The sequence below is a fragment of the Hyunsoonleella rubra genome (assembly GCF_042684665.1).
GTDB classification, from domain to species: domain Bacteria; phylum Bacteroidota; class Bacteroidia; order Flavobacteriales; family Flavobacteriaceae; genus Jejuia; species Jejuia rubra.
In genome coordinates this window covers 65319-90457 of sequence record NZ_JBHULY010000034.1, presented here as the reverse complement: position 1 = coordinate 90457, position 25139 = coordinate 65319, and the positions used below count along the sequence as shown (strand labels likewise).

The window sequence follows — 25139 nt, the reverse complement described above, 5'->3', positions numbered from 1 at the left end:
ACGGCACCGCGTTAGGGATTGAACACTTCGACTGCGCTCAGTGCAGGCTAAATGTTTGAGCTCCTCGAAGAGAGCGAGTAGTGAAAGCCCGACCCTTGCGGTAACGCCCAATTTATCGATACATCACCGCAAAGCGTGACACTCGAAATGACAAAAAAATCATCAATCAAATCAATCAAAAAATGAACAGTTTTACAACATTAAACGAATGACACTATGAAATGAGAAACGACGAAATCAAACTAATGTTACATCTCGAGGTTGATTGCGAATTACATTTGACCTCTAAAAAAATATTAAATATCAAATGAAAATAGAAAACACAAAAGCACAAATGCGTAAAGGGGTTTTGGAGTTCTGCATTCTATCGGTCCTGAAGGACAACGATGCGTATGTGGCGGAGATTCTTGGCACCTTGAAGGACGCAAAGTTGCTGGTGGTTGAGGGTACGATTTACCCATTGCTAACGCGACTTAAAAATGCTGGACTTTTAAATTACAGATGGGAAGAATCGACCTCTGGACCACCTCGGAAGTATTACGGATTGACCGAAACGGGGAAATTATTTTTAAAGGAATTAGACGTTACCTGGAACGAATTGCGTAACGCGGTAAACATTGTAACAAGCCAAAAAACAACAAAAAAATGAATAAAACAGTCAACATAAATTTAGCAGGTATCTTTTTTCATATTGATGAGGATGCGTACCTAAAATTACAGCGCTATCTGGAGGCTATAAAACGTTCATTTACCGACTCTCAGGGTCGATCTGAAATTATAGCTGATATTGAGGCACGTATTGCCGAGCTTTTTAGCGAGCGTGTAAAAAATGAAAAAGAGGTGATCCGCATTAAGGAAGTGGACGAAGTAATTGCCATTATGGGGCAACCGGAGGACTACCTTGTGGACGACGAGATTTTTGAGGATGAGCCACAGGCTACGTCCTATTCCCATAGGCCTTCAAGAAAGTTGTTCAGGGATACGGACAACTCTTATATCGGCGGGGTATCTTCGGGGTTGGCACATTACTTTGGCATTGACGCCATTTGGATTCGCTTAGCTTGGATACTATTGGTGGCAGGTGCAGGAACTGGCGTGCTACTTTATATCCTACTTTGGATTTTAGTTCCCGAAGCTAAGACCACTGCCGAAAAAATAATGATGACGGGAGAGCCTGTCAACATTAGCAACATCGAAAAAAAAATTAAAGACGGGTTTGATTCCGTAACCGAAACAGTTGGCGACGTGGCTAAAAATGTATCGGATTCCGTATCCAATGCGGCAAAAAAGGTAGATGTAAAAAAGGGAGCGAATAATATTAAATCTACCTCAAGAGGCTTTTTTGAAGCTTTGGGGGATGTGATTATGTTCCTTTTTAAGGTGTTTGCCAAACTAGTCGGGGTATTGCTCATTTTTATTGGAGCTACCACCTTGATAGCGCTAATTGTTGCTTTTCTTTCAGTTGGCTTATCGGAAGCTGTAAACATTCCTGGCTTTGACATTGTGGATGCCGCCAATGCGGCGAACACCCCCGTGTGGATGGTGTCGTTGTTGTTATTTTTTGCCTTTGGGATTCCATTCTTTTTCTTGTTTTACCTTGGATTGAAAATCTTGATAAACAACTTGAAATCCATAGGGAACATTGCAAAATTCTCTCTTTTAGGGCTTTGGCTGATGGCCGTAATTGGATTGGTAGTTGTTGGAGTAAAACAGGCTAGTGAGCATGCTTTTGATGCAAACATTACCCAGAAGGAGCAATTGAATATCACGGCAAACGATACGATTTCAGTGAGAATGGTGGGCAACGACCGCTATAATAATTCGAATTCTGATTATCTCCACAGGAATCCACATTCGTTTAAATTGGTGCACGATGATAACGACGAAAAGATGATTTATGCTTCGGATGTTCGCCTTATTGTGAGGTCCACAAAGGATTCCTTGGCTTCCTTGAGCATTGAAAAAAATGCCGAAGGCAGTGAGTACAAAATTGCGAAAGAACGCGCCGAACAAATCAATTACAACTATGTGCTTGTGGGTAATGAACTCCAGTTGGATGCCTTTTTAACTACGGATTTCAAAAACAAATTTAGAGACCAAGAAGTGGAACTGATTCTGTATTTGCCCGAAGGTTCAACTTTGTATGCGGACAACAACACCTATTCTTTCCATAGAAACCCATCTTATTTTAATGATATTTTGGATAACGGGATGGAGGGACATTATTTAAAAATCTTGAACAATTCCGTAAAATGTCTGGACTGTGATGAAGACGATTTTGATATCAACGTGAATACCGAAGGCATCAAAATTGACGGGGACGGTATCCAAATCAAGGATGAGGACAACAGCGTAAAAATAGACCGTGAGGGCATTAAAGTAGATGCCGAAGACGTAAAAGTAAATATCGGCTCAGACGGTATTAATATTGAATCGGATTAACAATTCATCTATATATAATTACAATTCGGTCACCTAAATTATTTATCAAATTTAAATCAAAGCATATTTGCAACATATTCATCAACATGCCCTAAGCGTAGTCGAAGGGTCAAAAAACGAACAATCATGACAACACTAATCAAAATCATTATCGCATCTGTATTAAGCCTTAGCTTATTTTCATGCAATTTCGACATCAACCTCAACCCCGGAGTTACCGGTAACGGCAACGTCATTACGGAAACCAGAAACGTTACAGAATCTTTCAACAGCATAAAAGCTACTGAAGGCTTGGACGTTTACATCACTCAAGGCAACAGCGAAAAAATAATTGTTGAGGCCGATGAAAATGTCATGGGCCTTATTGAAACGGAAATAAAAAATGGGGTTTTAAAGATTCATACTTCTGAGAATATTGGCAGAGCCACTAAACAAGTTAATGTGCACTTTAAGGATGTTACCAGCCTTATTAGTACGAGTGGCAGTGATATATACTCCACTAATACCATTTCTGCGGAAAGCCTAAGTTTGCGTTCCACTAGTGGAAGTGATATGAAAGTAAGTGTGGATACACAAACATTAAATTGTGAATCGACCAGCGGAAGCAATCAAAAAATTTCGGGAAAGACCGTGAAACTGACTGCTACAGCAACTAGCGGTAGTGACATAAAGGCGGGGGACTTAATTGCAGAATCCTCCAACGTAAAGGCAACGAGCGGAGCAGGCATCACAGTGAACACTTCCAAAGAATTAATTGCCAATGCCAACAGCGGTGGCGACATTCGATATTATGGTAACCCAAAGAAAGTGGATGCCAATAAAAATTCAGCTGGAAGTATCCGAAAAAAATAACAACTAGCACCCATTAATTGAAAAGAATTCCTCGACGCTCTGCGTCGGGGTTTCCTATGAAATTGTCATTCCCGTGATCCCGATAGCTATCGGGACGGGAATCCAAATAACAAAATTTCGACTTTAGGATCCGAAACGTAAAACCAAAAAAACATTCTGACAACTCTCCACCACAGGAATAGTTCGGTTCAAGAAAATTTTTATTGTCGAAAACCACTTCAAACACAATTGTTTGGGGTGGTTTTTGCATATCTTTGAATGTGACGCTTTTTCCTTTTACGTGTCCTAATATTGTGTTTAACCAACCCGTTAATTATTAATCCAACATTAAAAATGAAAAAATCATATTATACGCTCATTTTTACTTTATTCTCCATTGCAATTTTCCATGCCCAAAGCCTTGAAAAAATAAAGGGCAATCGCATTTTAAGTATTGTAAACACGGAAATTGATGCTTTTCATACCATTGCTTTAGATGAAGATTTTGAAATTGATATCATATACAATCGAACACCATCGGTTGAGATTGAAGCTGATGAAAACTTGCACGAGGTCATTCAATTCAACGTAAAAAATGGTGTGCTTTCTTTTGATAAGCTAAAGCGCATCACTTCTAAAAAAAAGCTGAATATTACAGTTAGCTATGACGAAACCCTCAAGCATATTGAAACTACTGATAATTCTGAAATTAACGGACTGACACCCCTTGAACTGTTAAACGGCACATTGAATACCAAGGGCGATTCAAAAGTAGCACTGACTATCAAAACAGATAATTTCAACTTTGAAAGTGCCGGTAAAGCAAAAGTGAAGTTAAACCTTACTGCTGATACCTGCGTTGTTAGCATGCGAGGCACGGGAAAACTTGAAGCCTTAATCAACGCCCCTAAAGTTACCGCTCTACTTTTGGAGAGGACCAGTGCCGAGATTGAAGGAAACTGCGATTCTGCGGAGCTGGAGCTAGACAACAATGCCCAATTTCAGGGAAAAAATTTCACAATAAATTCGTGTAAAGTGGCTTGCAATATTTCGAGCGAAGCTTACCTAGAGGTCGTTAAGGATATCACTATTGATGCCACTGGGACAAGTTCCATCTACTTATATCAAAATCCTAAAATAACCATTAACAGCTTGACGGATACCACTAAACTTCAAAAAAAGGTGAAGTAAAAAAACATGCCACTTAAATTTCTCTATTTAAAAGTAAAAAACCATTCATTTTATGAATGGTTTTTATATTTAGTCGGGATGACAGGATTTTAATAATCCATTTACATCGCATTTGTTGCACATTAAAGCGTTGCTTTAATTTATATCTAAAGCAAAAAACCTGCTTAAAAAAGTAAACTTTCTACACAAGTTTTCCGCTTTAGATTGTCGGGATGACAGGATTTGAACCTGCGACCACACGGCCCCCAGCCGTGTACGCTAACCGGACTGCGCCACATCCCGATTCTAAAAATAGTTTTCAAAGAAAACATATTTTTAAATAATAACAAAAGCCAAAGCAATTAAAACTTTGGCCTTTGCTAATAATATTAATTTATTAATTATAAGTAGAAGTAGAAACTTCAAAGGTAGTGTCTTTGGCTGCCAAGTATCGCTCGGCATCTAGAGCGGCCATACAGCCAGTTCCTGCGGCTGTTACAGCTTGACGGTAAACATGGTCTGCCGCATCACCTGAAACAAAAACCCCTTCTACATTGGTTTTTGATGTACCCGGAACGTTGATAATATATCCTGTTTCATCCAAATCCAGATAATCCTTGAATATATCAGTGTTTGGTTTGTGCCCAATCGCCACGAAAAATCCAGTAGCCGGAATTTCAAATTTTTCATCAGTCTTGTTATTAAATACTCGAACACCCGTTACGACTTGTCCGTCACCTAAAACCTCATCCGTTTCTGTATTGAACAAAATCTCAATGTTTTCGGTATTTCTAACGCGTGCTTCCATAATTTTCGAAGCCCTAAACTCATCACGTCTTACCAACATCGTTACTTTTTTACAAAGCTTAGATAAATAATGCGCTTCCTCACAGGCTGAATCCCCAGCACCAACAATCACTACTTCCTGATTTCTATAAAAGAATCCATCACACACCGCACATGCAGAAACGCCACCTCCAAGCTTCAAATATTTTTGTTCTGACTCCAAACCTAAATATTTTGCTGAAGCTCCTGTTGAGATAATGATGGTATCGGCATGAATTTCCTTGGTGTCATTCACCCAAGCTTTATGGATGTCCCCGGAAAAATCAACTTTGGTCACCCAGCCATCTCTTACGTCCGTCTCAAAACGTTGCGCCTGAGCCTGTAATTGTAACATCATTTCCGGCCCTGTAATTCCATCGGGGTATCCAGGAAAATTCTCCACGTCATTGGTCGTAGTCAACTGCCCGCCGGGTTGCGTTCCTTGGTATAATACAGGTTTCATATTGGCCCGCGCCGCATAAATTGCCGCGGTATAACCTGCAGGACCCGATCCTATAATCAAACATTTTACTCTTTCTATATCTTCTGCCATAATCTTATCAATTTAGTAGAACAAAAGTAGAATTTTTGGCGCAAACCTTACATGGAAGTTATTAACACAAATAATAGCTCAATAATATTTTTTTATACCTGTTTTCTTTTTCGTAACTTGTTGATTACAAACTAAACTTTATCATCATGAAAAAATATCTATATTTTATTGCAGCTGTTCTAATATTTACTAGTTGCAACAATTCAGACAAGCAAACTAATCTGGAAACAACAGAACAAGAAGCAAATAAGGAATACACTCTAGAGGGAGTTTGGGAAATAGATAGTTATGTAAATTATGGGGGAGAAACTTTTGACACCATCAGACCCTCTAGCAAGTTAAAACAAAGAAAAATGTTTTCTAAAAGCAAGGTCATGTGGAGCAAACTACGAGCTTGGGATTCTCTAGATTGGTTTGGAGTAGGAGATTATACCTATAAAGACGGTATTTTAACTGAAACATTAGATTATGGTTCTAAACCTGTAAATGAGCAATTAAAAACACGTAATAAGTGGATCTTTAAGATTAATATTTCAGAAGATAGATATTCTCAAATTATAGTAGATAGTTTAGGAGACTACGTTTATGCTGAAAACTATATTAGAGTAGATTAATTGTTTAAACCAAACAGATCATCAACACTTTCAATAGTTAGTTTCTTATAACTTCTAAAACCTTGTGGTTTCTGGCAAAATAAATAACTAAAATAACGCTTTTTGCACCTATTTTAGTTGACTTCTGGTTAAACATAAATCTGTAAACTCGGAATTCAAAATAACAAGCGTAGCCAAATTCGAATAAATTTAGAAGGACACCCTCTTTTTTCAGAAAACTAAAATAATAATGTAATCTTCTAACTCCATGCTTAATTTCAAATAGTATCTTTATGAACAAAATTTGATTCATGAAAATAGTAGTACTAGACGGATATACTTTAAATCCGGGTGATTTAAACTGGGACGGCATAGCTCAATTTGGAGATATCAATGTTTTTGACAGAACCCTTTATAATGATGATGCTGTTATTGAAAATATTGGTGATGCCGAAATTATTTTCACCAATAAAACCCCCTTGAACTCGAATATTCTCTCACAAGTGCCGTCGGTAAAATATATTGGTGTTTTAGCTACTGGATATAATATAGTAGATATTGACACCGCCCGAAAATTAGGAATAACCGTCACCAATGTTCCCGACTACAGCTCTTCAGCTGTAGCACAATTTACAATGGCTTTGATGTTGGAATTATGTCATCATATTGGCGACCATAATACCTCAGTTAAGAATGGGGATTGGGTCAAAAGCCAAGATTTTTCCTATTGGAATTATCCTTTGATAGAATTGTCAGGAAAAACATTGGGTTTAATTGGTTTTGGCAAAATAGCCAAGGCCACAGCTAAATTGGCTCAGGCTTTTGGGATGAAAATTTTAGTATACAATCGTACAATTTATAGCGAATATGAAAATGAAAGCTTGAAATTTGTTTCGCTTAACGAATTATTGCAGGACTCCGATTTTGTGAGTTTGCATAGTCCTTTAACGACTGAAACAAAAGGCATTATCAAAAAAGAAACAATTTCGAAAATGAAACAAAGTGCCTTTTTAATCAATACCGCCCGAGGCCCATTAGTCGTTGAAAAGGATTTGGCAGATGCACTAAACACCGGCACACTAGCTGGAGCTGCCCTTGATGTGATTTCGGAAGAACCCATGAAAAAAGACAATCCTTTATTGCAGACTGAAAATTGTATTATCACGCCACACATTGCCTGGGCGTCTAAAGAAGCCAGACAACGTTTAATGATGACCACAGTTGAAAACTTAAAGGCTTACCTAAATGGCAAACCTCAAAATGTGGTGAATTAATGCGCTATTTTGCATTAGGAATCATCCTTAACCTAACGGGTTTATTCTTATTTTTAGTTAATTTGCCTTTGTGAATCCCTTACTCAGAACCCTTTTAATAAATGTATTTCTTTGTCTTTCCTATGGTACATTTGCGCAGGTTGAAGGCAAGGTTGTGGACGCTTCAGACAGTACGCCACTAAAAGACGTAAAAATCACTTTTATTAAAACGGGAACGTCCGTTTTAACCGACTCTGAAGGTCGGTTTAAAGTAGCCAAAACAGGAATTTATTTAATTGGAAAACAAGGCTACATTTCACTTCAGTTTACCCTTACTCCCAAGTCCTTGCCACTAATAAAGTTAAGCAGGGACCCTGCTTTGCTAAATGAAGTAATTGTCAATGCGCATCAAATCCCGAAGGCTTTTATGGAATCCACAAATGCGATCCACCTTATAAGCGCCAAAGACATCGAACAGTCCAACCATACCGATTTTGCCCCGATCCTAAACCGAACACCGGGAGTATTTATGCAAAATGGTGCGCTGAACACCAATAGAATTACTATACGTGGCATAGGCTCAAGAACACCTTTTGGGACATCTAAAATTAGAGCGTATTTCAATGATATTCCATTAACAAATGGCAGTGGGGAAACTACAATAGAAGATTTCGAACTAGCCTCATTGTCCAAAATAGAAATTACCAAAGGTGCAACATCCAGTAGTTATGGCGCAGGACTTGGAGGAGTAATCCACTTGAAATCCGATACATCATATTTAAATGAATCACAAATAAATTCCGAACTTCAAATAGGCTCTTTCGGGCTCCTAAAAGGAATTCTGAATGTAGACCTAACAACTAAAACCAATAATTTTAAAGCCATTTATAGCAACACCTCTAGTGATGGTTTTAGGGAAAATAACAAATACAACCGACAAACCCTTACCCTAAGCACAAACCATCAGCTTAATGCCAACAACGAACTCATGGTCTTTGGAAGCTACGTCGCTCTTAAGGCTTTTATCCCCAGCTCATTAAACCAAAATGATTTTGAGAATCAACCTCAAAAGGCCGCCTTTACATGGCAAAGTGCCAAAGGGTTTGAAGATGCAAAACGTGGCATTTTTGGCCTGACTTGGATGCATAACTTCAGCTCAAAACTCCGGTATATCACCAGCGTGTTTACCTCATTTAGGGAGGCATTTGAACCTCGCCCCTTTAATATTTTAGAAGAAAATACCGTTGCTTTCGGATTCAGGACAAGACTAATGGGTGATGCCAATCTGGGTATAAAACCCTTTTCTTGGACAATAGGAGGAGAATATTTTAAGGATAATTATAGCCACAAAACATTCGATAATTTATACCAAGATTTTCCACCCGAGACCGGAAGTGTTCAAGGCGACAAACTTTCGGATTTCAAAGAAAATCGAGGCTATTTCAATGCTTTCGCCGAGGCCAATATTGACCTAACACAACATTTAATTGTTTCCATGGGATTAAATCTAAATCGAACAAACTATGACTTAGAGGATCGCTTTCCTGTTTCAAATGACAATCCGGACCAATCCGGAAATTTTAATTTCAATACTATCCTTTCGCCAACTTTAGGCATATCCCAGAGGGTGAGCAAAAATGTGAGCGTATTTTCAAATATTGGTCATGGTTTTTCGCCTTTATCCCTTGGCGAAACATTGCTCCCCGACGGCCAGATTAATACAGATTTAAAACCCGAAACGGGATGGAATTTCGAAGTTGGTACAAGAGGCGAAATTTTTAACCATAGACTTCAATTTAATCTTTCGGTCTATCGCATGAACATTAAAAATCTTTTAGTAGCTCGAAGGACAGCAGAAGATCAGTTTATCGGCATTAACGCGGGAAAAACGCAGCATGACGGCTTAGAGACTACTTTAAATTACAAATTGCTCCAACGCCCAAAATATCGCATTAACCTGTTTACAAGCTATTCTTTAAATCGATATGTTTTTAAAACATTTGTTGATGATGACAAAAATTTTTCTGGCAACGATTTAACAGGCGTGCCCAAGCATGTCTTTAACGCCGTTATCCAGGCAAGCACCGATTGGGGCTTTTATGGCAATATAAATTATATCGGCGTCGGCAAAATGCCAATTACCGACAGTAACAACCTATACTCTGAAGGCTATGGACTGGTAAACCTTAAAATAGGGTGGGCTAAAACCCTTAATAAAAGCTTAAAAATCAATGTTTTCAGTGGAATAAACAATATCTTCGACATACATTATGCATCCCAAATTTTGATTAATGCTCCGAGTTTTGGAAATAACCTTCCGAGATATTACTATCCCGGAAATCCTGTAAATCATTTTTCAGGAATAAATTTTAGTTATATCTTTTAGACATATAAATTACATCAGAAATGAAACAGTTAAACATCGTATTGATTTTCTTGTCGATATCCCTCTATGCTTGTGCACAACAAATCGAATCTGAGATTAAAGCAGAAGCTCCGGCAACATTAAATTATGATACCGAAATTGTTGTAGACAGCTTAAATATCCCATGGGGCATGGAATTTTTGCCTGACGGAAGTATGTTGATTTCTGAAAAAACAGGAACGCTCATTCATTTCAAAGGAGGTCAAAAAAAAGAAATTGAAGGCCTACCGGATATTTATGTCAGGGGGCAGGGCGGTTTTATGGACATAAAACTGCACCCAGATTATTCAACCAACGGCTGGATTTACTTTTCCTATGCTTCCACTGAGGGTGAAGGTGTCGGTGGCAACACGGCCATCATGAGAGCCAAATTGGAAGGCACACGCTTGACCAATCAAGAAGTATTGTACAAAGCGGCAATAAATTCCAAAAAAGGTCAACATTGGGGGTCAAGAATTGATTTTGACAACGAAGGCTACCTTTATTTTTCTATTGGGGATCGTGGTAATCGCGATGTTAACCCACAGGACATCACCCGCGATTGTGGCAAAATTTACAGATTGCATGACGATGGTAGCATCCCATCGGACAATCCATTTGTTGATAAAACTGATGCCAAAAAAGCTATCTACAGTTATGGGCATCGCAATCCCCAAGGTTTGGTAAAACATCCCGTTACCGGTGAAATTTGGACCAACGAGCATGGCCCCAAAGGTGGCGATGAAATTAACATCATACAAAAAGGGAAAAATTTCGGGTGGCCCGTGATTTCCTATGGCATCAATTACAGTGGCACGACGTTTACGGACATCACCGAAAAGGATGGTATGGAACAACCGGTATTTTATTGGGTACCGTCCATCGCTCCCTGTGGTTTTGCTATTGTTGCTTCAGATAAATATCCAGATTGGGAAGGCAATCTTTTGGTGGGTTCCTTAAAATTTGAATATTTGGAACGCCTCATTCTTAAAGAAAACAAAGTGATAAAACGGGAAAAACTGTTTGAAGGCATAGGCCGTTTAAGGAATGTAAAGCAAGCCCCAGATGGTTTTGTCTACGTCGCTGTGGAAGGAAAAGGCATCTTTAGAATTGTACCTAAGACTAATTAAATTCAAACCTCATGAAACTATTTTTATTTATCATATTCGGCGCTGTTCTCACCTTGTTTTCCTCCCTAAGTTTTCAGCAAGATAAACTGCAGGAAAGCATCACCCGGGGACAGGAAGTATATACTGATTTCTGTATGAACTGCCATCTTCCCGCAGGCGAGGGTGTTGAAAACGTATACCCTCCTTTAGCCAATTCTGATTATTTAATGAATAACAGGGAAGCCAGCATAAAGGGAGTCAAATTTGGACAAAAAGGAGAAATCACGGTAAACGGAAAAGTGTACAACGGTTATATGGCACCCATGGGTTTAGATGATGAGGAAATAGCCGATGTAATGAATTATGTGTACAATAGTTGGGGCAATAAAAGTGACAAAATAGTGACCGTTGAAGAAGTTTCGGCCATTAAAAAATAAACAAAAACCCTACCTTGTTTTTTTACATTTACTAAATTTGTTTTACTAGTTCAAGTATGTAATTTGGTATGCTGATTTTAGGAATAGCTGGAGGTACAGGATGTGGCAAAACAACGGTAGTCAACCAGTTGCTAAAAGAGTTGCCTGAAGGTGAGGTTGGCGTAATTTCACAAGACTCCTATTATAAAGATACCTCCCACTTAAGCTATGACGAGCGCGTTAATATCAATTTTGACCACCCGAGAAGTATCGATTTCGACTTACTGGTGAAGCATTTGAAAGCGCTAAAAAAGGGTAAAGCGATACACCAACCCGTGTATTCCTTCGTTAAACATAATAGAACCGGGGATACCATTATTACGCAACCCAGAAAAGTGATGATTGTTGAAGGTATTTTGATCCTCACCAATCCAGGGCTTCGGGACATGTTCGACATCAAAATTTTTGTGCATGCCGATAGTGATGAGCGATTGATAAGGCGATTAAAAAGGGATATTTCGGAGCGGGGAAGAGACTTGGACGAAGTGCTCAACAGGTATCAAACCACACTGAAACCTATGCACGACCAATTTATTGAGCCGATGAAAGAATACGCGGATATCATTATCCCGAACAACCATTACAACACTGTGGCCATAGATATTGTAAGAACCATAATCAACGAAAAACTCTAAATGCGAAAGTTTAGCCCCAACAATAAATACCTAAAACCCTTCAAAAACATCTATATTTTGATATTGATTGTTTTTGTGGTTTGGATGATTTTTTTTGACAGTAATTCCTGGTTTATCCACAATGAACTCAATAATGATATTGATGATTTAGAAACCGAAAAGGAGTATTACAAAAAGGAAATCGAAAAGGATAAAAAGGCATTGAAGGAGCTAAACACGGAGGAAGGTTTGGAAAAATTTGCCCGCGAGGAATATTACATGAAACGTGAAGACGAGGAAATCTTCATTATTGAATACGAAGACAGTTTAAAAACAAAGGATAATGAGTGAATCGTTATTTAATGAATTTGAACCAGTTTCCGCAAAACAGTGGAAACAAAAAATCCAATACGATTTAAAGGGTGCCGACTACAATGATTCCCTAATTTGGACAAGCAATGAAGGCATCCAAGTCAAACCATTTTATCATTTGGATGATTTTAAGGAATTCCCTCCTGTTTCGAAAACCCAAGCCAGCCAATTTAAAATATGTGAGACCATTTACGTGGAAGATTTAAAAAAATCAAACCTGAATGCGCTTGCTTCCATAAAAGGAGGTGTCGAAAGTATAAATTTTATCATACCTTCCGAGGATATTTCCCTTGAACAACTCTTGGAAAATATCGATCTTGAAGCCATCAAAATTTATTTTGAATTAGAATTTCTTTCGGCGGAATTTGTCAAACAACTATCTGTAATTCCTGCACATCCCGATGGCTATCGGAAAAGAATCCAAATAAACACAGATATCATTGGAAACCTGGCCAAAACAGGAAACTGGTTTTCAAGCCTAAAAGATGACTTTTCAAAGTTTGAAGCTATAGTAAAAGCATCAAAATCCTTTGCCGTTGATGTTTCATTATATCAGAATGCAGGTGCTAATATCGCGCAACAGTTGGCCTACGCCCTAGCCCATGCAAATGAATATTTCAATCATTTTGAAAACACGATTTCAACTGAAAACACATCGGAAATCTGTATCACTTTTAATATTTCGGTCGGCTCAAATTATTTCTTTGAAATTGCAAAATTAAGGGCACTCCGGTTGCTTGTTGACACTCTTAAAAAAGAGTACAGCTTGAATTACAACGTCCATATTTTTGCAACACCTTCAAAACGAAATAAAGCTATTTACGATTACAATACGAACATGTTGCGAACCACTACCGAATGCATGAGTGCCATTTTGGGTGGCGCGGATACAATCTGCAATTTGCCATATGACGCCATATTTCACAAACAAAATGCTTTTGGTTCAAGAATTGCCCGAAATCAACTATTGATACTAAAGCATGAAAGCTACTTTGATACTGTTGACAATCCTGCGGATGGCTCCTATTATGTCGAAAGTTTGAAGGCTCAATTGGCAGAAAAAGCCTTGGCATTATTCAAGGATATTGAAGCGAATGGTGGCTTTTTGAAACAGCTAAAAGATGGCACCATTCAACGGAAAATCAAGGAAAGTGCAGAGAAGGAACAGGGTCAGTTCAACGCCGGTGAAACCATTATTTTGGGGAGCAACAAACATCCCAATCCCGAGGACAGAATGGAACAGAACTTGGAACTATATCCTTTCGTAAAGCAACAGAAAAGAAAAACTTTAATTGAACCTATAATAGAAAAACGATTAACCGAAAAATCAGAACAAGAACGCTTAAAAACCGAATGATTATGATGAAACAGAAACTTAACCTTATTGTATTTTTGATTGTTATCACCTTTTGCAGTTGCGAAAAGAAGACAAAGGAAGAAACACTGAGCGACTTTAAATTCGCCGAAAAGGGAATTGTATTAAATTGTGATGGTTTTGATGCGAAACTGCTAAATGAAGCCTTATTTTCATTTGAAGAAGACATCATCGCGCACTATGGAAAAGACAACCCTAACGTTACTCGAGCGTATTCTCAATTTGTAAGTTATGCCACTAGAAATCGGGTGAAATATGCGGAAGTAGTGTCTCCCCATACAGTGGAAATTTTTGAAGTATTGAAAACCAAAAGCGAATTATGGAATCCCAATGGCGCCAAAAGTAAATTGAATTATGACAGCCCGGTGTTTAAATGTATTGTGGATAACATCTCGGATAATAATTTGAAGACGACTTTAAATGCCCTTTTAACTACAAATAGCATGAGCCCGAAACTTTTTGGACCTGCATTGCAATCCAAATATTCATTAGCAATTCGGGATAAATATTTATCAGCTTATATGGCTTTTGACTTGTTCTATGCAAAGCTTTTTGATGTAGATTTAAACCAGGTTACAGAAAAACCAAAGGCAAAAGTGGATTTTAACAAACTGCCTCCAAAAGCACCGGAAACTAATGATCCGCATGCTGGACACAACCATTAATTGATTTGAGGAAAAATGTTCAACATATTATTTTAAGTACGGAAGACGGGAGACCGAAGACCGAAATTAATACCCTTGAAACTGCTGAAGGTATTGCCGTGAAATCGGTTTATTCTGATATGGATTTAGAAAATGTTGACCATCTGGATTTTGTTGCAGGCATAGCACCCTATTTACGTGGGCCCTACAGTACGATGTACGTGCGACGGCCATGGACGATTAGGCAATATGCGGGATTTAGTACTGCGGAGGAAAGCAATGCTTTTTACAGAAGAAACTTGGCCGCAGGCCAAAAAGGGCTATCGGTTGCTTTTGATTTGGCCACCCATCGTGGTTATGATAGCGACCACGAACGTGTGGTTGGAGATGTGGGTAAAGCAGGTGTGGCCATCGATTCCGTAGAGGATATGAAAATCCTTTTTGACCAAATACCTTTGGATAAAATGTCTGTATCCATGACGATGAACGGTGCGGTTTTACCAATAATGGCGTTTTATATTGTGACGGCGGAAGAACAGGGGGTTTTGTTGGAACAGCTCTCTGGAACAATTCAAAATGATATTTTAAAGGAGTTTATGGTGCGTAATACCTACATCTACCCTCCCACGCCTTCCATGAAAATCATCTCTGATATTTTTGAATTCACGAGCAAAAATATGCCGAAATTCAATAGTATCAGTATTTCAGGCTACCACATGCAGGAAGCCGGTGCCACTTGCGATATCGAATTGGCCTACACCTTAGCGGACGGATTGGAATACTTGAGAACCGGCATCAATGCGGGCATGGACATTGACACCTTTGCCCCACGGCTATCCTTTTTTTGGGCCATTGGCATGAACCATTTTATGGAAATTGCCAAAATGCGTGCCGCTAGAATGCTTTGGGCAAAAATCGTGAAGCAGTTCAACCCAACAAACGAAAAATCCCTAGCCCTTAGAACCCACTGCCAAACTTCTGGCTGGAGTTTGACGGAGCAGGACCCTTTTAATAATGTAGCCCGTACCACTATTGAAGCGGCCGCTGCTGCCTTTGGGGGAACACAAAGTTTGCATACCAATGCTTTGGATGAAGCCATTGCGCTACCAACAGATTTTTCTGCTCGAATTGCACGAAATACACAGATTTTTCTTCAGGAAGAAACACAGATCACGAAAACTGTGGATCCATGGGCCGGGAGCTACTATGTTGAAAAATTGACACATGACATTGCCCAAAAGGCTTGGAAACTGATCCGGGAAGTGGAGGATTTAGGGGGCATGACCAAAGCCATTGAAGCAGGCATCCCAAAAATCAGGATTGAGGAAGCCGCCGCAAGAAAGCAGGCAAGAATTGATTCCGGACAAGATATCATTGTTGGAGTTAACCAATTCCGGTTAGAAAAAGAAGATCCAATTTCCACTTTGGAAGTCGATAACCAAACGGTTCGCAATGCCCAAATTAAGCGCCTAAACACTATTAAATCCACTAGAGATTCGGAAAAAGTAAACCTTGCTTTATCAAAATTAACGGAGGTCGCGCAAAACGGACAAGAAAATTTATTAGCTTTAGCTGTTGAAGCCGCTAGAGCCCGTGCGACTTTAGGCGAAATTAGCGATGCACTGGAAGTGGCATTCGGACGCTATAAGGCACAGATAAAATCATTTTCAGGAGTGTACAGTAAAGCCATAGAAAACGACGATTCATTTAAAAAAGCACAGGAACTTGCCGATAAATTTGCCGAACAGGACGGCAGAAGACCCCGCATTATGATTGCAAAAATGGGTCAGGACGGGCATGACCGTGGTGCCAAGGTAGTGGCTACTGGCTATGCCGATATCGGTTTTGATGTGGACATCGGCCCTTTATTTCAAACCCCACAAGAAGCCGCCAAGCAGGCTGTTGAAAACGATGTACATATTCTTGGCGTTTCATCTTTAGCTGCCGGGCATAAAACCTTGGTTCCTCAAGTGATTGAAGAACTAAAAAATTTCGGACGTGACGATATTATGGTAATCGTTGGCGGTGTGATCCCCAAACAGGACTATCAGTTTTTGTTTGATGCAGGAGCTGTTGCCATCTTTGGGCCAGGAACGAAGATTAGTGATGCAGCAATAAAAATTTTAGAAATACTTTTGGACTAAAAAATTGAATTAATTTTTCCAACGACTTTAAAATTTTCCCAAATAAACTATGGAAATTGATTATATCAGAATTATTGAATCCATAATCGTTATCGTGATTTATCTCGTTTTGCGCTTTATAAGCTTCAAGATTATTGATAAAACCTTGAACGACAAACTTATTCAGAAGTCAAGAGGGCTTATCATGAAAAGTATTATCAATACTCTATTTCTGTCATTATGCGCACTTTTTATTTTGTTGATCTGGGGCATTGACCAGTCTAGATTAGCTGTTTTTATTGGTTCTGTGCTTACCGTTGTCGGTGTAGCCTTTTTTGCGCAATGGTCGATCCTTTCAAATATCACTTCAAGCTTCATAATTTTCTTTAAACACCCCGTAAAACTCAATGATTATATCTCCATCCTTGAAGCCAAGGATTATGAAATTCAAGGTGAAGTTATTGAAACAGGCCTGTTCTTTATCACCTTGGAAACCAAGGAAAAAGAAATTCTGACATTGCCTAATAACATCTTCATCCAAAAAAGTATCAAGAAAATGGGGAAGGGATAAACCGAAAGCTATTGGGCTTTCATTCTCCTAAGGCTAAATGGAAATACTAATTTGATAGTTAAATTCACGTTAATCTTGATGAATTTTTCTAATGAACTGTAACATATTACTTAATTTCATGACCAATATTTCATCAATTCATAAAAATCAATTATTCCATGAAAAAGACCGTTCTTTTCGCCATTTCATTATTTCTTTTCGTTTCAAATTACATTTTAGCCCAAAACGCATCGGTGGCTCAAAAAATACCTACTTCCAATGATGTAAAAATAGGGAAGCTTTCCAATGGCCTCACCTATTACATTCGAAATAACAAAAAGCCGGAGGACAAACTGGAACTGCGCTTGGTAGTTAACGCCGGCTCAATTTTAGAAAATGACGACCAGCAAGGCTTGGCCCATTTTATGGAGCACATGAATTTTAATGGCACCAAGAATTTTGAAAGGAATGATCTTGTAGATTATCTGCAAAGCATAGGCGTGACTTTTGGAGCCGATTTAAATGCCTACACCGGTTTTGACGAAACGGTGTATATCCTTCCCATTCCAAGCGATGACTCCGAAAAACTGGACAAAGGTTTCCAAATTCTTGAGGATTGGGCACACAATGCAACGCTGGACCATGAAGAAATTGATAAGGAACGTGGTGTGGTTTTAGAGGAATATAGATTAGGCCAAGGAGCCGATAAGCGCATGTTGCAAAATTATCTTCCCAAAGTGCTCTACGGTTCAAAATATGCATCCCGATTACCTATAGGCAAAAAAGACGTTCTTGAAAATTTTGATTACGATGTTTTAAAGCGGTTTTACAAAGATTGGTACAGACCGGACCTTATGGCCGTAATTGCTGTAGGCGACATTGATGTTGCAACCCTTGAAGAAAAGATAAAACAGCATTTCAATACTATTCCAAAAGCTGAGAATCCACGGGAAAGAGAGGTTTTTTATCTACCTAACCATAAAGAAACATTTATTGCCATAGAATTCGATAACGAAGCCCCTATATCAAGAGTACAGGTACTGTTTAAGGATAGTACCAATGTAAAGCAAATGAAAACTCTTGAAGACTATAAAAAAGGAATGATTAAATCTTTATTCACAAGAATGATAAACAACCGTTTGGACGAATTACGCAATAGTGAAAATCCGCCATTTGTTTATGGCGCTAGCTACCATGGGCGTACTTGGGCCAAAACAAAAGCGGCCTATCAATCCTTTGCTGTCACCAGCGAGACTGGGCAGCTGGATGCCCTTAAAACCTTGCTGATTGAAAATGAACGTGTAAGGCAACACGGCTTCTTTAAAGGGGAGTTTAATCGTGCTAAACAAAATATTTTATCACGCCTTGAAAAAGCTTTTAAGGACAAGGATAAGAATATGTCTAGAAACATTGTTGGTGAATATGTGCGGCATTTTTTAAATGGTGAACCCATTCCAGGAATTGCCTGGGAGTATGAATTTCATAAAACACATTTGCCTGACATTAAACTTGAGGACGTCAATAACATCATTAACGACTTTGTAAAGGATGAAAATCGGGTAATCGTCATCACTGGGCCTGAAAAAGAAGGTATTGCTAAAGTTACCGAAACACAAGTATTGGACCTTTTGAAGCACATAAATACTATTGAAATAGAACCGTATAATGACAAAGAAGTTGCCCAATCCTTAATATCCAAAATTCCTGAGGAAGGTTCGATTTTAGATGAAGTGCATAATGATATTTTAGGAACCACAACATTAACATTAAGCAATGGTATGACTGTTACTTATAAAAACACTGATTTTAAAAATGATGAAATTCTGTTTAGTTCCTTTAGTTACGGTGGCACATCCCTATACTCATTAGAAGATTACAAGGCTACTAGTTATGCCAATGGAGCTCTATCAGAGGCCGGTGTAAACGGTTTTGATAAAATAGAATTAGGCAAAATGCTATCGGGAAAAATTGTATCCGTTAGACCAAGTATTGGGCCGTACAGCGAATCAATTTCAGGTTCTGCCTCTCCCAAATATCTGGAAGACATGTTTCAGTTGATTCACTTATATTTTACGGCGTTAAATAAAGACGAGAAAGCTTTTGCTTCATTTATAAATAAACAAAAAGCAATTATTAAGAATTTACTTGGCAATCCCCAATATTATTTTCGAAATGAATTCAGCAAATTTTTGAATCAAGATAATCCCAGATATATTGGCTTCCCCTCCGAAGAAGATTTGGATAATGCGGATTACGATTTAGCATATAAATTGTACAACCAACGCTTTAAAAATGCTGGTGACTTCAATTTCTATTTTGTTGGAAATATTGATGAGGAGATTATCAAAGCATATTGCAAAACCTACCTTGCTAGTTTACCTTCAGAAACGGAAAAGGAAAGCTATAAGATCCCCGAATACAGACCATTGACGGGAAGTCATACCAAAATTGTAGAAAAAGGCACTGACCCGAAAAGCAGCGTCAGGATTATTTATCAAGGTGAAACTGAATATAATCCTGAAGAAACCCGCGCACTGAGAAGTCTGGGAGAAATTTTGACCATTAAGCTTATTGAAAAACTCAGGGAAGAAGAAAGTGACGTGTATGGTGTTGGAGCAAGAGGCAATATCTCCAAAGTGCCATACGGCCGCTATAATTTTAGTATTAGCTTTCCTTGCGGACCAGAAAATGTGGACAAGCTTATAAAAGTAGCCATTAATGAATTGGAAAAGATTATTGAAAATGGGCCAACCGAAAAAGATTTGGCAAAAGTAAAAGAGAGCCAAATCCTTAAAACCAAGCAAAACCTAAAGAAGAATAAATATTGGCTGAATAGGTTAAAAAATTCTGATTATAACAAACAGGACCTTTCCAAAATTTTTGAGTACGAAGAGCGAATTAACGCACTAACCGCGGAACAAGTTCAGGCAGTGGGCAAAAAATATTTAACAAAGGGCTATATTTTAGGTATCCATAATCCTGAAAGACCCGAATAAATAATTTGAGAATCCACGGTACAAAAGCCATACGGAACAATACTTTATTGTTAACAAGTTACGTTTTTATTCCTGATAAATAATTGTATTTTTACCCCCTTAAAAACTAAACAATTTAATGGGCAAAATCATTGCAATTGCTAACCAAAAGGGAGGTGTAGGTAAGACAACCACGTCAGTGAATTTAGCAGCTTCACTGGGTGTTTTGGAGAAAAGGGTATTGCTGATAGATGCTGACCCACAGGCCAATGCTACTTCCGGATTGGGGATTGATGTTGAAAGTGTTGAAACAGGAACCTATCAATTGCTGGAACACACTAATTCCGCCAAAGAAGCTATTGTTGCCACGGAGACCCCAAATCTCGATATCATTCCGGCGCATATTGATCTTGTTGCCATTGAAATTGAATTAGTGGACAAAGATCAGCGAGAATATATGCTGAGAACAGCGGTTCAAGATATCAAAGACGATTACGACTTTATTTTGATTGATTGCGCGCCCTCGCTGGGATTATTGACTTTGAATGCTTTAACAGCAGCGGATTCTGTGTTGATTCCTATCCAATGTGAATATTTTGCTTTGGAAGGTTTGGGAAAATTACTGAATACCATCAAAAGTGTACAAAAAATACACAACGCCAACTTAGATTACGAAGGTCTATTACTGACCATGTACGATTCGAGGTTGCGCCTTTCAAACCAAGTGGTTGAAGAAGTTCAAAAGCATTTTAATGATATGGTGTTTCAAACCATCATTCAGCGAAATGTACGTTTAAGTGAAGCACCAAGCTATGGCGAAAGTATCATCAACTACGACGCGGCTAGCAAAGGTGCTAGTAACTATCTGAGTTTGGCAAAAGAAATTATCACAAAAAACTCCTAAATTATGGCGAAGGCAACGAAGAAACAGGCTTTAGGACGAGGGCTATCAGCATTGCTGAAAGACCCTGATAACGACATCCAATCCGTTCAGGACAAAGGTGCCGACAAAGTTATTGGTAACATTGTTGAACTGGACATCAATGCCATTGAAGTCAATCCCTTTCAGCCACGAACCAAATTTAGTGAAGAATCTTTAAAGGAACTGGCCTCTTCCATCCGGGAATTAGGCATTATCCAGCCCATTACCGTTAGAAAACTGGATTTCAACAAATACCAATTGGTTTCGGGAGAACGCCGTTATCGGGCTTCTAAATTGGTAGGCTTGGAAACTATTCCGGCTTATATTAGAATTGCCAACGATCAGGAATCTTTGGAAATGGCATTGGTGGAAAATATCCAGCGCCAAGATTTAGACCCTATTGAAATCGCCTTGTCCTACCAACGATTGATTGATGAAATCAATTTAACTCAGGAACAAATGAGCGAGCGCGTAGGTAAAAAACGCTCTACCATAGCAAATTATTTACGTTTATTGAAGTTAGACCCTATCATTCAAACAGGAATGAGGGATGGTTTTATTTCCATGGGGCATGGACGTGCGCTGATTACTATTGAAGACCAAAGTGCGCAATTGGACATTTACGAAAGTATTCTCACCAAAAAGTTGTCAGTAAGAGAAACGGAACTTTTAGTACGTAAGTACAACGACCCAGAAACTGGCAAAAAATTATCAAAAGCAGATCTCGAAGACGATATCCCAAAGCACGTTAAAAAAGGTATAAAAGAGTTTTCAGAATACTTTGGGCATAAAATAGACGTTAAAGTCTCTAAAAATGGAAAGGGAAAAATCATTATCCCCTTTCATTCTGAAGAAGATTTTAATCGTATCAAAAAATTAGTGCAACGTGCCAAATAAACTTAAACTCGGACTTGTATTAGCCGTTTTATGTTGCGTTTCGGCCCTAGCCCAAAAGAAGGATAAAACACCTGCGGATAGTATTCCATCCGCTTTAGTGATTGAGCAGGAGGTCGTAAAACGTAAGCCACTGGACCCATTGAGGCCCGCAAAGGCGGCCTTCCTATCTGCTGTTTTACCGGGATTAGGCCAGGCCTACAATAAGCGCTATTGGAAAATCCCATTGGTTTACGGAGCTATCGGTACTGGTGTATATTTTTATGTAAGAAACGACAAGCAATACAATAGATATCGGGATGCCTACAAAAGTAGGCTTGCAGGTTTTAGAACTGATGAGTTTTATAACTTTGATGCCGAGGGAAATCCAACAACGCAGAAAATTTCCGATGATGGCTTAAGACGCGCACAACAACTTTTCAGACGAAACAAAGAAATTTCACTTTTGGTTACAGCGGGGTTTTATGCCCTAAATATTATTGACGCCAATGTAGATGCGCACTTATTGCAGTATAATGTCGATGAAAACCTTACCTTAGCACCCCACTACGAATTCAATGAAATTGACAGCAGTAATAACGTGGGGCTCACCCTAAATTTTAAGTTTTAGTCCGTTTTGGACAACAAAAATTATATATGAAAATAGCTTTACTTGGATACGGAAGAATGGGACAAACCATTGAAAAAATTGCCATTAGCAGAGGCCACGATGTGGTGCTAACCATTGATAAAGACGATACCAATTACGACATCACCAAAGCCGATGTGGCTATAGATTTCAGCATCCCCTCAGTGGCTTTTGACAATATTTCTAACTGTTTAAAGAATAACGTTCCCGTAGTTTCAGGAACAACCGGATGGCTGAAAGACTATAATAACGCCATTGAACTTTGCAAGGAAAATGACGGTGCTTTTATTTACGCTTCCAACTTCAGCTTGGGCGTAAATATCTTTTTTGAACTGAACAAAACACTGGCAAAAATGATGAGTAACCTCAAGCAGTACAATGTGTCTATGGAGGAAATTCACCATACCAAAAAACTGGATGCCCCAAGTGGTACTGCTATTACTTTGGCAGAAGGAGTTATCGAAAACAATCAAAACTATGATAGCTGGAAGCTGAATCAAAATGGCGAAAACACTGTCCCCATTGTAGCTAAGCGCATAGAAGACGTACCCGGAACGCATACGGTGACATACGATAGCGAAGTTGACACTATTTCCATCGAACATATCGCACATAACAGACAAGGATTTGCACTTGGTGCCGTGGTGGCAGCAGAATGGCTCGTTGGAAAAACAGGGGTTTTTAGTATGAACGATGTGTTAAACATTGGTTAATATTTTGATTTCTTGTAACAAGCACAACGATTTTTGCCCTAATTGGGTTAATAAAAAGTAAAGAGATGACACTTACACAATGGCTTATTTTTTTATTGATTATCCAAATCATCCATGGATTAGGTACATGGAAATTATACCAAAAAGCCGGTAGGCAAGCCTGGGAAACCTTTGTGCCAATTTACAACGGTATGGTTTTAATGAAAATTATCAACCGTCCATGGTGGTGGATTATTTTGATGTTTTTGCCCATTGTGAATTTGATAATGCTGATTGTAGTTTGGGTGGAAACTGCCAGAAGTTTTGGTAAAAACACTCACTTAGATACATTTTTAGCAATTGCCTCCCTGGGTTTTTATAACTACTATTTGAATTATGTGGCCGATGTTAGTTATGTTGAGAACAGAAGCTTACAACCAAAATCAGGTTCGGGTGAATGGACCAGTTCCATTTTGTTTGCTATTGTGGCGGCAACAATTGTACATACCTATTTTATGCAGCCATTTACGATTCCATCATCTTCCTTGGAAAAATCCTTGTTGGTTGGTGATTTTTTGTTTGTAAGTAAATTTCACTATGGGGCCAGGGTACCGATGACCACTGTTGGGGCGCCAATGGTACACGACACCATACCCTTGCTTAAAAAGAAATCGTACCTCTTTAATGACCACTTTGAAAAACGAAATACCTCATGGATTAACAAACTACAATTGCCATACATGCGCATTCCGGGGTTTGAAGACATTGAAAGAAATGAAATAGTAGTATTCAACCAACCGGCTGATACGCTTTTGGATATGAACGATTTCCATCCGGATAGGAATTACTATAAACCCATTGACAAAAAGACCAACTTGGTAAAACGTTGTGTGGGCTTGCCAGGAGATTCTTTGGAAGTTCGTGGCGGTTATGTTTACATTAACGGAAAGAAAAACGAATTGCCTGATAGAGCAAAATTGCAATTCAGTTATTACGTAAAACCAAAAACACATCAGTTCAATCCAAATTTTTTGGCCTCTCGTTATGATATCACAGATGGTGCCTATCCTATTGACCGGCAATTTTCGAGTTACTATTTACCGGCCGTATCCGATGAAGCATTGGCGAAATTTAAAAACCATCCAAATGTCGCAGGGACTGTTCCGAATATTATGGAAAAAGGCGAGAGGACTGAGGATATTTTTCCGCATGACCCCGCTTATAATTGGAACCGAGATTTCTTCGGACCATTATATATTCCGAAAAAAGGAGCAACCATTGATATTAATTTAGAAGTATTGCCACTATACAAGCGCGTCATAACGGAATACGAGGGCAATTCTTTAAAAGTGGAAGGCAATCAAATCTTGATTAATGGTGAAGTTGCCAGCACATACACATTTAAACAGGATTATTATTGGATGATGGGAGACAACCGCCATAATTCGATAGATGCCCGTGCATGGGGTTTTGTGCCGTTTAACCACGTAGTTGGTAAGCCAGTATTTATTTGGATGAGTTGGGACAGTTTTGGAAAAGGCATCAACAAAATTCGTTGGAAAAGATTGTTTACGACGGTGCATGGAGAAGGCAATCGCACCTCCTATTTTATTCCATTTTTGGTTATTTTATTTGGATGGATAGGGTATAGCCAATGGGGAAAGCGAAAAAAAACTAATGCTTAAGACACGACT

Annotated in this window: 22 protein-coding genes and 1 tRNA gene; 21 read left to right on the top strand and 2 right to left on the bottom strand. The window is 38.8% G+C overall.

Annotated features, from left to right (window positions below; all coding sequences use genetic code 11):
• The first annotated feature begins 307 nt into the window (after window positions 1-307).
• The 4 genes from ACFSR8_RS13575 (at window position 308) to ACFSR8_RS13560 (ending at window position 4464) form a co-directional block, all read left to right on the top strand.
• A complete protein-coding gene (locus ACFSR8_RS13575; RefSeq protein WP_380292921.1) occupies window positions 308-649 on the top strand; it encodes a PadR family transcriptional regulator in 342 nt (113 codons plus the stop codon).
• Window positions 646-2442 carry a PspC domain-containing protein gene (locus tag ACFSR8_RS13570; RefSeq protein WP_380292919.1) on the top strand — a complete coding sequence of 599 codons (1797 nt, stop codon included), beginning with the start codon at window positions 646-648 and terminating at the stop codon, window positions 2440-2442. Before ACFSR8_RS13575 ends, ACFSR8_RS13570 begins: the two co-directional genes overlap by 4 nt.
• A 126-nt stretch (window positions 2443-2568) precedes the next feature.
• Entirely contained in the window at window positions 2569-3294 is a 726-nt protein-coding gene (locus ACFSR8_RS13565) for a head GIN domain-containing protein (RefSeq protein ID WP_380292917.1), read from the top strand.
• A 333-nt stretch (window positions 3295-3627) separates the two neighbouring features.
• On the top strand, window positions 3628-4464 hold the full coding sequence (locus ACFSR8_RS13560) for a GIN domain-containing protein (protein WP_380292915.1): 837 nt from the start codon (window positions 3628-3630) through the stop codon (window positions 4462-4464).
• Between the two features lie 207 nt (window positions 4465-4671).
• On the opposite strand, the gene ACFSR8_RS13555 is transcribed toward ACFSR8_RS13560, so the two are convergent.
• Together ACFSR8_RS13555 and trxB are read right to left on the bottom strand one after the other, a co-directional pair.
• Window positions 4672-4746, bottom strand: a tRNA-Pro gene (locus ACFSR8_RS13555).
• Window positions 4747-4840: 94 nt separating this feature from the next.
• On the bottom strand, window positions 4841-5821 hold the full coding sequence (trxB, locus tag ACFSR8_RS13550) for a thioredoxin-disulfide reductase (RefSeq protein ID WP_186559222.1): 981 nt from the start codon (window positions 5819-5821) through the stop codon (window positions 4841-4843).
• Window positions 5822-5967: 146 nt separating this feature from the next.
• Between trxB and ACFSR8_RS13545 the strand changes: the two genes are divergently transcribed.
• The 17 genes from ACFSR8_RS13545 to lepB all read left to right on the top strand — a co-directional run bounded on the left by ACFSR8_RS13545 (window position 5968) and on the right by lepB (window position 25130).
• Complete coding sequence (locus ACFSR8_RS13545) at window positions 5968-6435, top strand: hypothetical protein (protein WP_380292913.1); 468 nt, start codon at window positions 5968-5970, stop codon at window positions 6433-6435.
• 290 nt (window positions 6436-6725) lie between these two features.
• Window positions 6726-7688, top strand: coding sequence for a D-2-hydroxyacid dehydrogenase (locus tag ACFSR8_RS13540; RefSeq protein WP_380292911.1), 963 nt, complete (start codon window positions 6726-6728; stop codon window positions 7686-7688).
• 70 nt (window positions 7689-7758) lie between these two features.
• Complete coding sequence (locus ACFSR8_RS13535; RefSeq protein WP_380292909.1) at window positions 7759-10053, top strand: TonB-dependent receptor domain-containing protein; 2295 nt, start codon at window positions 7759-7761, stop codon at window positions 10051-10053.
• Between the two features lie 20 nt (window positions 10054-10073).
• Complete coding sequence (locus tag ACFSR8_RS13530) at window positions 10074-11201, top strand: PQQ-dependent sugar dehydrogenase (RefSeq protein WP_380292907.1); 1128 nt, start codon at window positions 10074-10076, stop codon at window positions 11199-11201.
• A gap of 11 nt (window positions 11202-11212) precedes the next feature.
• Window positions 11213-11617 carry a c-type cytochrome gene (locus ACFSR8_RS13525; protein WP_380292905.1) on the top strand — a complete coding sequence of 135 codons (405 nt, stop codon included), beginning with the start codon at window positions 11213-11215 and terminating at the stop codon, window positions 11615-11617.
• A gap of 68 nt (window positions 11618-11685) precedes the next feature.
• Entirely contained in the window at window positions 11686-12291 is a 606-nt protein-coding gene (udk, locus tag ACFSR8_RS13520) for a uridine kinase (protein ID WP_380292903.1), read from the top strand.
• The gene (locus tag ACFSR8_RS13515; RefSeq protein ID WP_380292901.1) at window positions 12292-12621 is read left to right on the top strand and encodes an FtsB family cell division protein; all 330 of its coding nucleotides are present in this window, start codon (window positions 12292-12294) and stop codon (window positions 12619-12621) included.
• The gene (locus ACFSR8_RS13510) at window positions 12614-13999 is read left to right on the top strand and encodes a methylmalonyl-CoA mutase subunit beta (protein WP_380292899.1); all 1386 of its coding nucleotides are present in this window, start codon (window positions 12614-12616) and stop codon (window positions 13997-13999) included. The genes ACFSR8_RS13515 and ACFSR8_RS13510 overlap by 8 nt, the downstream gene beginning before the upstream one ends.
• Window positions 14000-14001: 2 nt before the next feature.
• Window positions 14002-14682: a hypothetical protein gene (locus ACFSR8_RS13505; RefSeq protein ID WP_380292897.1), complete on the top strand. Its 681-nt coding sequence runs from the start codon at window positions 14002-14004 to the stop codon at window positions 14680-14682.
• A gap of 5 nt (window positions 14683-14687) precedes the next feature.
• Window positions 14688-16805 carry a methylmalonyl-CoA mutase gene (gene scpA, locus ACFSR8_RS13500; protein ID WP_380292895.1) on the top strand — a complete coding sequence of 706 codons (2118 nt, stop codon included), beginning with the start codon at window positions 14688-14690 and terminating at the stop codon, window positions 16803-16805.
• Between the two features lie 49 nt (window positions 16806-16854).
• Window positions 16855-17355: a mechanosensitive ion channel domain-containing protein gene (locus tag ACFSR8_RS13495; RefSeq protein ID WP_380292892.1), complete on the top strand. Its 501-nt coding sequence runs from the start codon at window positions 16855-16857 to the stop codon at window positions 17353-17355.
• Between the two features lie 158 nt (window positions 17356-17513).
• Window positions 17514-20330, top strand: coding sequence for a M16 family metallopeptidase (locus tag ACFSR8_RS13490; protein ID WP_380292890.1), 2817 nt, complete (start codon window positions 17514-17516; stop codon window positions 20328-20330).
• Between the two features lie 118 nt (window positions 20331-20448).
• Entirely contained in the window at window positions 20449-21213 is a 765-nt protein-coding gene (locus tag ACFSR8_RS13485) for a ParA family protein (RefSeq protein WP_380292888.1), read from the top strand.
• A 3-nt stretch (window positions 21214-21216) separates the two neighbouring features.
• Entirely contained in the window at window positions 21217-22128 is a 912-nt protein-coding gene (locus ACFSR8_RS13480; protein WP_380292886.1) for a ParB/RepB/Spo0J family partition protein, read from the top strand.
• Window positions 22118-22735: a DUF5683 domain-containing protein gene (locus ACFSR8_RS13475; RefSeq protein ID WP_380292884.1), complete on the top strand. Its 618-nt coding sequence runs from the start codon at window positions 22118-22120 to the stop codon at window positions 22733-22735. The genes ACFSR8_RS13480 and ACFSR8_RS13475 overlap by 11 nt, the downstream gene beginning before the upstream one ends.
• A gap of 26 nt (window positions 22736-22761) precedes the next feature.
• Window positions 22762-23466: a 4-hydroxy-tetrahydrodipicolinate reductase gene (gene dapB / locus ACFSR8_RS13470; protein ID WP_380292882.1), complete on the top strand. Its 705-nt coding sequence runs from the start codon at window positions 22762-22764 to the stop codon at window positions 23464-23466.
• 65 nt (window positions 23467-23531) lie between these two features.
• Complete coding sequence (gene lepB, locus ACFSR8_RS13465; protein ID WP_380292880.1) at window positions 23532-25130, top strand: signal peptidase I; 1599 nt, start codon at window positions 23532-23534, stop codon at window positions 25128-25130.
• Window positions 25131-25139: the final 9 nt, after the last annotated feature.